This is a genomic window from Candidatus Hinthialibacter antarcticus (assembly GCA_030765645.1).
Taxonomy (GTDB): domain Bacteria; phylum Hinthialibacterota; class Hinthialibacteria; order Hinthialibacterales; family Hinthialibacteraceae; genus Hinthialibacter; species Hinthialibacter antarcticus.
The window spans coordinates 14,686-28,590 of the sequence record JAVCCE010000060.1 but is presented as its reverse complement, the minus strand read 5'-3'; the positions used below and the strand labels follow the sequence as shown (position 1 = coordinate 28,590).

At 50.8% G+C, this 13,905-nt stretch carries 13 protein-coding genes; 7 read left to right on the top strand and 6 right to left on the bottom strand.

Translation table 11 applies throughout. The annotated features are described in order from the left end of the window. The first annotated feature begins 37 nt into the window (after positions 1-37). On the top strand, positions 38-202 hold the full coding sequence (locus P9L94_14875; protein ID MDP8245366.1) for a hypothetical protein: 165 nt from the start codon (positions 38-40) through the stop codon (positions 200-202). A gap of 260 nt (positions 203-462) precedes the next feature. Here P9L94_14875 and P9L94_14870 read toward each other — a convergent pair whose 3' ends face one another. The 3 genes from P9L94_14870 to P9L94_14860 all read right to left on the bottom strand — a co-directional run bounded on the left by P9L94_14870 (position 463) and on the right by P9L94_14860 (position 2,086). Then, entirely contained in the window at positions 463-921 is a 459-nt protein-coding gene (locus tag P9L94_14870) for a hypothetical protein (protein ID MDP8245365.1), read from the bottom strand. A gap of 90 nt (positions 922-1,011) precedes the next feature. Continuing rightward, positions 1,012-1,611, bottom strand: coding sequence for a hypothetical protein (locus tag P9L94_14865; GenBank protein MDP8245364.1), 600 nt, complete (start codon positions 1,609-1,611; stop codon positions 1,012-1,014). Between the two features lie 13 nt (positions 1,612-1,624). Then, positions 1,625-2,086 (bottom strand): hypothetical protein, encoded by a 462-nt coding sequence (locus P9L94_14860; GenBank protein MDP8245363.1) that lies wholly within the window; start codon positions 2,084-2,086, stop codon positions 1,625-1,627. Between the two features lie 100 nt (positions 2,087-2,186). Here P9L94_14860 and P9L94_14855 point away from each other — a divergent pair, with 100 nt between their 5' ends. Then, positions 2,187-2,771 (top strand): prepilin-type N-terminal cleavage/methylation domain-containing protein, encoded by a 585-nt coding sequence (locus tag P9L94_14855; protein MDP8245362.1) that lies wholly within the window; start codon positions 2,187-2,189, stop codon positions 2,769-2,771. A 162-nt stretch (positions 2,772-2,933) separates the two neighbouring features. After that, a complete protein-coding gene (locus P9L94_14850; GenBank protein MDP8245361.1) occupies positions 2,934-3,989 on the top strand; it encodes a low specificity L-threonine aldolase in 1,056 nt (351 codons plus the stop codon). A 160-nt stretch (positions 3,990-4,149) separates the two neighbouring features. Here P9L94_14850 and P9L94_14845 read toward each other — a convergent pair whose 3' ends face one another. Both P9L94_14845 and mfd read right to left on the bottom strand, forming a co-directional pair. Next, positions 4,150-5,931: a hypothetical protein gene (locus P9L94_14845; protein MDP8245360.1), complete on the bottom strand. Its 1,782-nt coding sequence runs from the start codon at positions 5,929-5,931 to the stop codon at positions 4,150-4,152. A gap of 101 nt (positions 5,932-6,032) precedes the next feature. Further along, on the bottom strand, positions 6,033-9,572 hold the full coding sequence (mfd, locus tag P9L94_14840; protein ID MDP8245359.1) for a transcription-repair coupling factor: 3,540 nt from the start codon (positions 9,570-9,572) through the stop codon (positions 6,033-6,035). A gap of 142 nt (positions 9,573-9,714) precedes the next feature. On the opposite strand from mfd, the gene P9L94_14835 reads away from it, so the two are divergent. After that, positions 9,715-10,377 (top strand): endonuclease V, encoded by a 663-nt coding sequence (locus tag P9L94_14835; protein MDP8245358.1) that lies wholly within the window; start codon positions 9,715-9,717, stop codon positions 10,375-10,377. Here P9L94_14835 and P9L94_14830 read toward each other — a convergent pair whose 3' ends face one another. After that, on the bottom strand, positions 10,378-10,656 hold the full coding sequence (locus P9L94_14830) for a DUF2442 domain-containing protein (GenBank protein ID MDP8245357.1): 279 nt from the start codon (positions 10,654-10,656) through the stop codon (positions 10,378-10,380). Between the two features lie 176 nt (positions 10,657-10,832). On the opposite strand from P9L94_14830, the gene P9L94_14825 reads away from it, so the two are divergent. From P9L94_14825 to P9L94_14815, 3 genes are all read left to right on the top strand, one after another. After that, on the top strand, positions 10,833-11,147 hold the full coding sequence (locus P9L94_14825) for a hypothetical protein (GenBank protein ID MDP8245356.1): 315 nt from the start codon (positions 10,833-10,835) through the stop codon (positions 11,145-11,147). A gap of 171 nt (positions 11,148-11,318) precedes the next feature. Then, entirely contained in the window at positions 11,319-13,073 is a 1,755-nt protein-coding gene (locus P9L94_14820; protein ID MDP8245355.1) for a CRTAC1 family protein, read from the top strand. A 55-nt stretch (positions 13,074-13,128) separates the two neighbouring features. Then, positions 13,129-13,761, top strand: a complete 633-nt coding sequence (locus P9L94_14815) for a prepilin-type N-terminal cleavage/methylation domain-containing protein (protein ID MDP8245354.1) — start codon at positions 13,129-13,131, stop codon at positions 13,759-13,761. The last annotated feature ends 144 nt before the right edge of the window (positions 13,762-13,905 follow it).

Genomic DNA, 13,905 nt, shown 5'->3' with positions numbered 1-13,905 from the left:
AAACGAGGCGAAATATGCAAAAAATCACAATGATCTATTGGAAAGAAAAGCAATTCTGTTGGGAAAAATTCTTGAGCGGCCTGACATTATGACCCAAGGCGAAACCCTTGAAGAATTGGAAGAAAATTTAAGAGACGCCTACCAGTTAATGATTATGGACGATGTCCCTGCGGATTACCAAACCAAAGAATTAGTTTTGTGAAACGAAAGCAGTTTATTCGTTTATTAGAAGCCATCTCATAAAAAATGATTACGAAAAGATATTCTGGCATATCAAAAATTAATGACCAATCCTGGCATGGGTGCAACTCTGGGAGCGCCTGTGCATAAGGGCCTGAAAGCCCGCACTGAAGCGATCAGAGTTGTACCCATGCCACACTCAGCGGAAGATCAATTAATAATGAGATGGCTTCTAGAAAAACTCGTTTTAATTCCTCACCGACACGGCGAGCGTCACGATGATCATTCACTATTCCCCGGCGGCAATAATTCCGCCGCATCGGCGCAATCGCCCACCTGTAATTGCGCCACCTGCTTGTCAGTCTGGACGCCCAACGCCGAGAGCGCGGCCAGCGACCGCAACGCCCGTTTGGAATCGCGCTGTTGAATCGACTCGCGGGCGCGGACAATCTGTTGTTGGACGAGTTGTTTACGGGAATGATTGTTTTTTAGTCGCCCCAGGCTGTCAGCATACCCAGCCTCTAACTGGTCGATGACTGACTCATAGGCGCGCCAGTTGAGCGCCATGCGCCGTTTGCGAAACAACACGCCGAAGGTGCGTTCTACATAGACCATCACCGTGATAAAGATCACGACAATCACCAACGGCCAGGCGATGGCGGTCAAAAACGTCGCATACGCGCGGATAAATTCCACGACAAATTCAGCAGGGCCCATATTGGTTTCGATCCAGGTCGTCATAGTCTTGGATTATCCTAGCACAAGGCGCAGGTTTGGGCGATTCACAAAACCGCCTGTTGTTATACTTTACGCTGCGGCGCACAAATTCTTTCATGGTTTGGTCATGAGATGCTTTGGGTGATTCACCGGGATAAAAGGTAAAAGCGTATAACCCTGTAATAAGGCCCCCGTACCGCCCTGCCCTGGTATGCAAGATTTTGGAGGCCCTGCGGCTATGCTTTCTTCAAAATACCCTTCTTGCAATGACGGAGCGAGATCATCCGAATTTGGGAAAAGGGCTAATTCAATTTGTCCGATTTGTTGGATTTTCTTTTCATCAGGTAACCAAGCGGATACGATGCCTTCTTCAGAAATATTGATTCGGTCTGCATTTTCTGGAACGCGGACCGCAGGACTTAGAGACAAACCATCTTTTCCAACGATAGTATTTTCTGCATCAATATATAAACTAGACTCACGGCTATATAACGTCGAACCGTCCCGCCCATCAAACTGAAAATATCCCCGCCCTAAAATAGCGACATCGAGAGAACGCGGACTTTTTTCATAAGCCGTCGGCGTCATATCATTCGGCAAGAATTCTTCGCCCCGCTGCGCAGCTAGCATCGCGGGAACCTGCACCATAAAAACAACGCCCAAAATCAACCCCGCAAAAAATGACAATACAATTGGATAGATACGCTGCTTCATTTTTTATTTCTTTCTATCTCGGAACGCGGCTGCTGGACACCCGCCAGCGTCCCTTTTCTTTTCGCAGTTCTATCTCAATCGTCCGTACGTCATCGCCCGAAAACAAGCCGGACGGGTCGCGCGGTCGGTTGCCAATCTTGTCTGCAATCACGGTAAATTCCACCCACGCGCTGGCGCGCTCACCGTCAATGCGAACCTCTCGATCGACCAGTTGGATTCGACGGTTGTTGGTGTCTTGAAAGAGCTGGCGCATGGCGCCCAACGCAGTACGGCGGTCAATGCCGCCTTCGTGCGCATAATCTGAAGTGAGGATATTACTCAATGAAATGACCGAGCCGTTCTCGACGCAGCGGCGGCCTTTTTCAATCACGCGCAAGATGCGCTCTTCTTCGGTGAGCAAGACAAACGTCATCAAAAACCAGACGATCAATATCCCGGTCAGAATACAACCCATAAATACAAAAAAACTACGCATCGGTCGGCCCCGGCTCTATCGCGAGATAATTCTAAATAAATATATACCAAAATGGCGAATGCGTTATAATCAATCGCAATCTTTACTGAAAAGGTTTACTATGAAACGCGCATTTACGCTCATTGAATTATTAATCGTCGTCGCCATCATTGGCATCCTGGCGGCGATTGCCGTACCTAACTTTCTCAACGCACAGATGCGCGCCAAAGTCTCGCGCACCGTCTCCGATATGAAAGCGCTTCACACATCAATGGAGATGTATTTTCTCGACAATAATTACTACCCGCCCGATTATGACAGCGGACAGGTTCCAGGCGTCAGCAGCCCCGGTCATGAATTTCTGTCTTACTCACAACTCACGACGCCGGTCGCGTATATGAGTTCGGTTCCATTCGACGCCTTTTATTTGGGGCCGCAGGGCAAAAGCCAGTTTCAACAGGCGACCAATAAGCCGTATCCACTCTTTCAATACGCCGGGCCATTGGGCGGCGAACTAATTCCCCGTCCTGCCTGGAAACCCAGCAACACCATATATACCATGACCAGCGTCGGGCCGGATTTAGTTGACCAGGCCGCTTGGTCGCAGCCGCACAACGAAGTCTTCCCCCGCTTATACAAAGCCAGTAATGGACTCACCTCGCTCGGCGATATCTATACCTCAAACAACGGCGTGTTAGTGAACTAATATCTCTTGTTGATGTGGTGAGATGTTCGCCAGTCCATCCTGCCTTGATGAAACCCACCAACTAAAACATGATGAAACCGTACGGGGCTGAACCTGAATTTGATTGTTTTTTCCTGTAGGATAAATTGAACCAATTTGTGCAATCAATCGAGGGAACAATCAATGCGCGACGACACAATTGAATTTGACCGGCGGCAGTTTGCCAGCGACAACTACTCAGGAATGTGCCCGGAAGCATTGCAGGCGATAGTCGCCGCAAATGACGATCATGTTCCATCCTATGGAACAGACCGCTGGACGCGTCAAGCGTCTGATGGACTGCGCGATTTGTTTGAATGCGATTGCGAAGTGTTTTTCGTGTTTAACGGAACCGCAGCCAATTCGTTGGCTTTATCGGCCCTGTGTTCATCCTATCACAGCATCTTATGCCACAGCTATGCGCACGTCGAAACGGACGAATGCGGGGCGCCGGAATTTTTCTCCAACGGAACCAAAGTGCTATTGGTCGGCGGCGATCAGGGGAAAATTTCTCCGCAAGAATTGGAACAAATGATTCTCCGACGCGAGGACATCCACTTTCCAAAACCCAAAGTGGTTAGCCTAACCCAAGCGACGGAACTGGGGACGGTTTATGCGCCGGATGAGTTGAGCGCGATACATGAGGTCGCCGCGAGATATAAATTGTCCCTCCACATGGACGGTGCGCGCTTCGCCAATGCGTTGGCGTTTCTCAATCTTCCTCCCAAAGAGATCACCTGGAAGCGTGGCGTCGACGTGCTCTGTTTTGGCGGGACCAAAAACGGCATGGCGTTGGGCGAAGCGGTAGTCTTTTTCAATTTGGAATTGGCGAAAGAGTTTGACTATCGATGCAAACAGGCGGGACAATTGGCGTCAAAAATGCGCTACCTTTCCGCGCCCTGGGTAGGAATGTTAAAAGACAAGACCTTTATGAAATACGCGCAAAAGGCCAACCAACGCGCACAATATTTATTCCGCTGCTTAGAAAAGATCGAAGGAATTGAAATGTTGAATCCCGTGCAGTCCAATTCCGTTTTCATTCGCTTGCCCGAAAGCGTAGCCGAACGCTTGCATGAAAACGGCTGGCATTTCTATTCATTCATCGGTACGGGCGGCTGCCGCCTGATGTGCAGCTGGGACACAACCGAAGAAGACATCGACTACCTCGTGAATGACATCAAAACCGAAATGGGAAAGTGAGATTTTAGAAGACGCAGCAATCTTGGTATCATAAAACAGAGAGCGAGATTGCTTCACTTTGCTCGCATTGGCACGAATGAAACAGAGTCAGCATCGAGTAGGCTAATTCTCCATGGAGAATAGCCCACCCGATAATATCCATTAAGTACATAGAATTCGGTTATGGCCTCAACTCCACAACGGCCCACAAGTCAACATCAGAAACGGAAAAAACAATCGCATCATCGACCTGTCGGACATCCACTTCTTTACTCGTTTGATTGGGTTGATGAATGATTGCCTTGTTTATGCGTGAATTGCCGATCACTTTTTTGAGAAGCGATTTATCAATCGTCACCTGGACCGTTGCGGATTGATTGGCGTCAGCATCGCTACGGTAATCCTGGTTCAACAGATGACAAGCAACAGCCGCGTCAGGCGCTCCCTGTTTATAACGCAACGAGATTCGCGTATTGTCGGAGCCTTCAATCCGCACCGCGTTGCGTATCTCGTTTGGCAATGACGCGATGTCATTCCATTCAACCGCAGCGAGTATTGAGTTTTCTGGAACCACGGCGTTTGCCCGGCTGGATTTATCGAAAATGATATAATCATAATTAGCGATATCTTCAGCGTTCAGCAGCCCTTTATCCGCGTTTGATTGATAAATCAAATCATTCGGTATGCTCGCCTCAGTCATCTTGGCAACGGCGCCCCTCATCCTATAAAAATCAGACTCTGTTATCAGCGATAACGTATTCGACAATGACACATACTCATCGAGCAAGTCAGCGTGTTCACGAACGAACCTGTACAGGTAAGCGAAATCCTCCGGCTTGCCGTTCCACCAATGCGTCCCCAATTCCTGCGTGTAGCACCATTGCCGATGAGGAACCATAAACACGCTGCCGAACGCATAGGTTTGGGCGATCCAGTTTTTCACTTTCCCGGGTTTATCGTTGGCTTTAATCCACGCCCAATCCTGTCCCGATGCGGTCGCCGTCTGCCGGTTCTTCAGCGACTCCACCATGCGATAAACAAAAACAGGATCGACGCTAATTGAAGGCTCACTCGCATGTTGATGAATTTCACCGCAAAAATAGTCAATGATCTCATGCGGAATAATGGTTCGCGGTGATGAGGCGCTGGAATTGATGCTTCTCACTAGCGGTTTGCCGCGCAGTGTTTCAGCGTATTCATACACAGCCGCGATGCGAATTTTCATCTGTTCGTTTTGGTAATCTTGGAAATCGTGAACCAACGGACATTGCCAATGTTTGTTCTTAAAATCGTCCGCTGAAATTCCTTTCGATTCCAAAAAATCACCATAATGAAAATCATCTATCGTTAAAATTTCCATCGACTTCAATTCATCCACAGTAAATTTCTCACGCATATACTCGCGGAAACCGGTCATGCAATAAGTGCAAAAACAGCCGCCATTAAATTCTGAACAATGCGAGGTGCCGCTGTAGTCGTCGATGTGCAACCCTTCGATGGGCGCCAGGCAGGCGCGTTCAGTCTGATCGAGCAAAAAGGCTTGAAAGTTGGGATGATTAAAACAGAACCAGTACGATGGATGCCCCTTGTGCGTGTGGTCCCACAACCAAGGCACTCGCAGCGGCTCGCCATTTAGATCGCGGCAGACGGCTTCTATAAAGTTGTCCGGCGCGAAGTCGATATAACCGGCGAAGTCAACCAGAAAATTAATGCTGCCGCAATAGCGCATCCCGCGCTTTGTAGTTTCATTCACTCGTTGTTGAAATCGGTTCACGCTGTCATCATCGCGCGAATTTGTGAGTCCGCCCCAGCCGACGACCGTTCCCTGATAGGCGTCATATTGCGCCGGGTCCTGAGCGGAATACATAAAGACTACATCGCTGGCTTGAATAATTGGGCGTTCTTCGGAAAGAGAGGTTAACGAAGAAAACAATACCACAATGCTAATCACAAAGATGCGCATAAGAGTTCCTTTCAACGGTGAAATTCAATAGACGTAAAAATATTATCGCTGAATTCAATACCACGCCCGGCATGAAAAGTCAAAACGTATCATCCTTTTAATTAAAACCGTAGTTTCATTTTAATTTTTTTGCGTTTGGGTTTGGTCGGCGTCTTTGGTTTGGCGTTGGGCGGCGGTTCGGGCTTGGTGAACCGGGGCGCTTCTTTGGCGTCGAGCGCATCCAAAAAGGCTTCGATCCTGTCAGGCAGCGCACCCCGTTTGTGGGCGTCGTCGATGTTGATGCCGACGTTCTCGTCCTTGGTTTCGATGGTGAGTTTCCAACCTTCCCAACCATCGAGATGCAAGACGCGCAATGGATCAAAGCGCTCCGCCTGCGACTGGTGATAACGCAGAAAGGCGCGGTTGCGAAACACTTGCAGCACGTCCAGACCGGCTTCTTGCGCGCGCACTCGCAAACTCAGGTTCTGGAAAAGTCGTTCGACCGAAGCAGGCGGCTTGCCGTAGATGTCGGTCAGTTCCTCGCGCAAGGTTTCGATTTCTTCGCGGTTTTTGATTTTGGCGATGCGCTGGTGAAGCGACATGCGCTGCTTACTGCTCTCGACATAGCCGGGCGGGATCGAACCCTTGGGCGAAATTTCCAGACTGGTTTCCCATTCGGACTGCATGCCCTTCTTACCGCGCATCATGGCGACGGTGTCGGACAATAATTTGCTGTATAGATCGAAGCCAATTGCAGCGATATGCCCGTGCTGCTGACGGCCTAGGATATTTCCGATGCCGCGCAGTTCCATGTCGCGCATAGCGAGGTGGAAGCCCGAGCCAAGTTGGTTGTGTTCTTGCAGCGCCAACAGCCTGCGCCGCGAGATGCTCGACAGCGCCTTCTTGCTGGGAACCAGCAGGTAACAATAGGCGCGGTGACGGTCGCGCCCGACGCGCCCGCGCAACTGGTACAGCTGCGACAAGCCAAAGTGGTCGGCGTCGTTAATGATAATGGTATTGACGTTGGGGATATCCAGCCCGTTTTCGATGATGGTGGTCGCGACCAGGATATCATATTCCTGATGAATGAACTTGTGCATGACGTCTTCGAGTTCATGCTCACCCATCTGACCGTGTCCGACGCAGATGCGCGCATCAGGAACCAACTCATGAATTCGATTGGCGACCTGATAGATCGACTCGATGCGGTTGTGGACGACATACACCTGACCATCGCGCGACAGTTCGCGCAGGATCGCGTTTTCAACCACATCCATCGACCATTCCATGACGTAGGTCTCGATGGGCAGGCGGTTCTTGGGCGGCGTACTCATCAGGCTCATGTTGCGGATGCCCGACATCGACATATACAGTGTGCGCGGGATGGGCGTCGCGGTCAGCGTCAGCGTATCGACCAGTTTGCGAATCTGGCGCAGGCGTTCTTTATGCTTCACGCCGAAGCGCTGTTCTTCGTCAACAACCACCAGTCCCAAATCTTTAAACGCCACATCTTTTGAAAGTAGGCGGTGGGTTCCGACGACTAGATCAACCTCGCCTGCTTTCATCGCTTCGACGACTTGCTTCTGTTCGCCCGTTGTATTGAAGCGGGACAGCGACTCGACCTTGATGGGGTAATCGGCATAGCGTTCTTGGAAATTCTCATAATGTTGCTGACAAAGAATCGTCGTCGGCGCCAGCACCGCAACCTGCTTGCCGTCCATTAGCGCCTTGAACGCAGCGCGAATGGCGACCTCGGTTTTGCCGAAGCCCACGTCTCCGCAAATGAGCCGGTCCATCGGCTCGCTGCCTTCCATATCGCGCTTGACTTCTTCAATGGCGCGCCATTGGTCGGGGGTTTCTTCATATAAAAACGACGCCTCAAACTCATGCTGCCAAGTGGTGTCTTTGTTGAATGAATGCCCGGTATGAATCTGCCGCGCCGCGTAAAGTTCGAGCAGTTCGTCCGCCATGTCTTCGATGGCTTCTTTGGCGCGCGTCTTGGTGCGCTCCCATGATTTGGTTCCCAATTTCGCCAAGGTGGGCTGCACGTTTTCGCCGCCGATGTAACGGCCTACACGGTCTATCTGTTCAATTGGCGTAAACAACTTGCCGCCGTCGGCGTATTCAAGTTCGAGATATTCGCCCTCGCGTCCGTCGTGTTCCATGCGCAAGAGTTTCACAAACTTTCCGATGCCGTGGTCGATGTGGACGACGTAATCGCCGGGCTTGAGGTCGATCAGTTCCGTCACTGGCAAGGCGATGCCTTCGCGCATCGGCGTTCGGAAACGGCGGTAGCGCCCGAAAATCTCGCGGTCGGTGCAGACTAGCGTTTGGGTAAGATGACGCACGAAGCCCCGGTGCATCGTTCCTACGCATGTCGTCGGGACGGAAGCGCCCGCTTCAAGATTTGCGTCTTTCAAATGGGTTTCGAGAATTTCATCCAGGCGGTGTTGTTGGCCTTCGTTGTCGCAAACAATGGCGACGCGCCCGCCCGCTTCACAGACTTTCATCAGGCTTTGGATGCGCTCTTTGCGTTCTTCGCCATAAATTTCCGGCGTACCAAAGCCCAGGTTGAGATGGCCCTCATCCGGTTCGAGCGTAAATTCCGTCAGGCCGACGCCGCCGCGCGCCTCCGCCTCTTGCTCGAGAAATCCAAAATGACAATAGAGAGTCTCGGTGGGTTCTAATAAAACGTCTTGATGCTTGTGAAAATCTTCTTCGCTGAGATGCAATTCATGGTCTTCGCGGTCGCCTGCGGTTTCTTCCGAATAACGCTTGTTGACCAGCGCGAAAAAATTCTCGGCCTCTTTTTCAATTTCTTCGGGATCACTCAACACCATCAGCGCGTCATCGCCAAACAAGGAAGGCAGCGGCTCTAACATGACGCCGCCGCTGAGCGCCGCGCGAATCAGCGGGTCTTCAGCGCCGGGATAAAACACCGCCTCTTTTAATTTAGACATAGAGCGTTGATCGGACACGTTGAACAAGCGGATCGAATCGACCTCATCGCCCCACAATTCAATTCGCACCGGTTCGGGATATGAAAACGAGTAGATGTCGATGATGTCGCCGCGAATGGAAAAGTCGCCGCGCTGCGCCACCAGGTCGCGAAATTCGTACCCTTGGTCGACCAGCCATTTGGCGACCGCATCGCGATTCAGTTCGCTCCCGACGGTACATAACAGGCGTTGATCTTCATACACCGACATCGGCGGCGCCAGCTTCATGGCGGCGGCGATGGGCGCAATCACCACCATCGGCGACGCCTTCGCATTTTTGTTTTCCATCAAATGTTGAATCGGCCCCAAGCGCTCCATACGGATGGTCAATTCGGGCGCCTGCGCTTCATACGGAAGGATTTCTAAATGGGGATAGACGTAAACCGGGATATCGTCCGCATCGTCTCCCAGAAAAAACTGGACGTCATCAAGCAGGATATACGCCTGGCTTTGTTCGGCGGTGATAACGACAACCGGCTTCTTCTGCGCTTTAGCCAATGCAGCGATCAGCATGGCGCGGGAGGAACCCACCGCCTGCCCGCACATCGTAAGACCATCGCGCTCCTTTATGCGTTGTTGTAAGGATTGAAATACATCAGTCGCGGCGGATTCAGCGCAGACCGAAGCGATGGTTTTTAACGCGAGAGGCTTTTTCTTTATCATAAGATTTATGAATTACTATCCTGTTTCAAATAAACGCAATAAACCCCAATTCAAAAAATTGGGGTTTGGGTTCGTAATGAATCCAGCATAATAGGGTAGTGGCAGAATTAAAAATCAACAACGGACAATTGATAAGAAGCCTATGGCCTTCGACGCCGAAACCATGAAACAAGAACAGCAACGCATCGCTAAACGTGTGAGTTTGGATTGTGTATTTGCATCGTTAAGCGACATCACCAGCGTTGCGGCGGCGGATATCTCATGTAACCGCGATTCCAACATTGGATACGCGGCGGTCATGCTATTCACCTATCCGGCGATTGAACGAGTAGACCAGGCGGGCATTGCCATGGAGATGCAGGCGCCGTATGTCCCCGGCTTTTTGTCTTTCCGCGAAGGGCCATTAATCGAAGCCTGCCTGGAAGGTTTAAAAATGAAACCCGATGTGCTCATTTGTGACGGGCAGGGCTATGCGCATCCCCGCCGCGCCGGTTTAGCCTGCCATGTCGGCGTAAAGACGGGCATCCCATCAATTGGATGCGCAAAATCGCCTCTGATTGGAACCCATGAAACCTTGCCCGAAGAAGCAGGAAGTTGGGTCGATTTGATCCACAATCATGAAAAAGTGGGTGAAGTGGTGAGAACGAGAAGCGGCGTATCGCCTCTATATATTAGCCCCGGACATCAAATTGATTTTGAGATGTCTACACAAATTATTCTTTCCCTGTGTCGTGGGCTCCGCCAGCCGGAGCCAATCCGCGCCGCCCATCGCTATGTCAATCAATTCAGGTTGTCAGAAAAGTGATTAGACTGCATTTTTATTTCGTTTTGTAAGCCATTTTCCAATTGAAGACTGGCTTTCTATTGAACGCTTCCCCAAAACCAAATCTTCTACGCTAATGTCTTCATCCAATTCAGGCCAATGAATACCTTCTCCTTTGGCTAGGAAGTTCCAATGATTCCGTTCTTCAGGCGTACCATGCTGAAGACGCGGAAACCAATCCAACGGAACAGCCAGTTCTCGACCGTCGATTAACTTGACGGTAAACGTGTTTTCATTGATTTGAACATCAGTTGCATTCATTGGTCGACTACCTAAATTTTTTGAGTTCAGTTTCTCTACAACTATAATCTAATCTTCAATGATTTTCAAAACCCACTTTACAGAATCGAAAACTGAACTAGGATACTAAACATTCTATCGACGCGCAGGGATTTATGTTTCGATTCAATTCAAAACTCTTTCTTATTAAACAAAAAATGTCGTGGACATTGCTGACGCTCTATCTATGCGCACTGTCAGTCACAACCGTTCACACCCACCAACACTACGCTGAGCCCTCCCACGCTGGTATCGAGATTGAAGCGCCGGAGTGCGGTTCGTGCGCGGTTGACGTTACAAACCACGCCTGTTCGATTTGCAATCTCGCCCAGGCGTTTCACTTTGACCTTGCCGCTCCCGTCGCAATCGTTGATGGAAACAGCGACGCGCCGACCTTACCGTCAACGGGCGGTTTGCCCGATCAATCTCATCTTCATTTATGCAATCCACGCGCTCCTCCCGCCGTTTCCTGATTTTCCCTTTCATCACAATGTTTTAAGCGCATTCGAGTAATGCGCCCGAATTGTATTCACACTCAACCTGCGTAACGGCGTCCAGGAGCAGTCGCCCTGTACCCGTTGTTGCGTTGCGAAGGCGTTGAATCCAATCATTCAATTCATTCAGGAAACCAAGTGGAGAAAACCATGAAAATATTTTGCTATACCTTCAGTCTGCTTTTATTTCTACAAGCGCAAGTATTCGCGCAAGATGCGCTATTTGAAAATATCGCCAACGCGGCGGGCATCCAACAGGCCGTGAATGGACGCAACTTCGGCGCCGCCTGGGGCGATTTCGACAACGATGGAGACGCCGACCTGTTCGTCGCGACGGTTCCCAATAACGACTTATATCGCAATGACGGAGGGGTGTTCACCAACATCGCCGCATCCGCCGGGGTTCAAGACGGCGACATGGAAGCCATCGGCGCCGCCTGGGGCGACTATGACGGCGACGGCGACCTAGACCTATACGTCTGCAACATCGAACCGATCACCGGCGACCTGCCCATCAACCGTTTGTACAAAAACAACGGCGACGGAACCTTCACCGACGTTGCCCACGAAGCAGGCGTCGAAGGCTATCCCGAAGAACACGACCATGAGGACGAAGCCGCTTCGTTGCCCACGCAAGTGGAAGAAGAATACGAAGAGGGCGCATTCACCAGCGCATCATGGATCGACTATGACCTCGACGGCTGGCTTGATCTCATGGTTTCATCGCGTACCTACGGCCCCGTCTTGTATAAAAATCTGGGCGATGGGTCGTTTGAATACGTCTCTGAAGAAGCCGGGCTGCTCGCCGAGCACGACCATGAAATTGAAACAGATACAGCCCAAGAAGACGAACACGACCATGATTATTACTCCATCGAACACGCCGCCTGGGGTGACTATGACAATGACGGCGACTTGGATGTCTATTTCAGCATCGCCGTCGCACACGCACATGACCATGAAAGTGAAGCGGCCTCGTTCCCTCAACAAGATGAGCATGAAGGCGATCAAACAGAGAACCGCTTCTTCGTCAACAACGGCGACGGGACGTTCACTGAAATGACAGACGAAGTTGGTTTGGGCGCTCCAAATGCGGCCAGTTCCAACTCGGCGGTCTGGGGCGACTATGACAACGACGGCGACGTTGACCTATTTGTCTGCAATATCGGCTCCATCAATGAAGATACCGCAATCCCCCAGCATCTGTATCAAAACAACGGCGATGGAACCTTCACCGATGTGTTTCCTCAATCTGGCATGACCGAGCAGTTCTATCTCTTTAACGCCTCCTGGGTTGACCTCAACAATGATGGATGGCTCGACCTTTTGGCGATCAACCACCCCGACCATGACGACTACCCCGCAGGCCAGTTATATCCGTTTCCGCACCCAATTTTTATGAATAACGGCGACGGGACGTTTACTAACATCAACGAAACAGCCGATCAGGCGCTGCTCGACACCGGGGTCGATGACATCAACCACCTGATCGCCGTGTCCTGCGGCGACCTCGATAACGACGGCGACTTGGAATTTCTCTTCACAGAGAATCACGGCGAAGGCCCGACTCTGTTGTATGAGAATAATGCAGTCGGCGACAACCACTGGCTGAATATTCAGCTGCAAGGCAACGGCGCCAACGGCTTCGCATTCGGCGCCCGCGTCAAAGCGACAGTAGGCGGCGTCACCCAAATTCGCCAATGCGGGTTTGGCGATACAGGTTTTGGATCGCAATCGTCAAGCGTGATTCATTTTGGCTTGGGCGCAGAAATAAGCGCTGAGGTGCAAGTAACATGGCTTGACGGATCGAGCGAGTCGTTTGGAGAAATGAACGCCGACCAGTTCATCACCGTAATTCAAAGCGAAGGTGAACAAACAGTCGTTAAGTCATGGTATTTGTATTAACTAAATCAATACTACTCCCCTCTGCTTTTCGGAGCAGAGGGGGCGGAGTTCTATTATGAAACGAATAAATCAAAACGGCTTTACACTGATTGAATTGCTGATCGTTGTCGCCATCATTGGCATTCTCGCGGCAATCGCTGTCCCCAATTTCCTGCAAGCGCAAGTGCGCGCTAACGTCGCCCGCGTCCAGGCTGACCACAAATCGCTCTCAACTTCTATTGAAATGTATCGCTTGGATTGCAACACCGCGCCTCCGTCGCACATTCAAGCCGGAGAGCAAATTTATAACTTTGAAGCCCTGTTCAAATCCCTGACCACGCCATTAGCCTACTTAACTAACATCCCTCGCGACCCGTTCCCACACCACAGCGCCCGCGAACTCGACCAGTCGATTGATTTCAAAGACGTGGTCAACGGCGCGTATGCGTATGGGTATTTTCGCGCTGACCGCTCTGGCCCGGGCGGGCAGTATGACTATGGCTTTCATAAATGGATGGCGTCATCCAGCGGCCCTGACGGCTTGTTGCAATACTTCGCCTACTTCCCCCAAGATGAAACCGAGGGTACGGAACTATGCGCTGTTTGCAATATCAAGACTCCAGCCGTGCTGCTGGTAGCGGAGGTTTATGACCCCAGCAATGGACTGCGTAGTTCCGGCGAGATTATCCGATGGAGCGGACAAAATTGAGCGATGAATTGTTATAGTGGTTGCCAGAATACTGTGCGGATTGAGTTTCCATAACGGTATCTATCGCTGAGCCCTGCGGGCGCGCTTTACGCACATATTTATGACAAACGCTCTAATACAATCAGATTGTTGCATCCACAATTG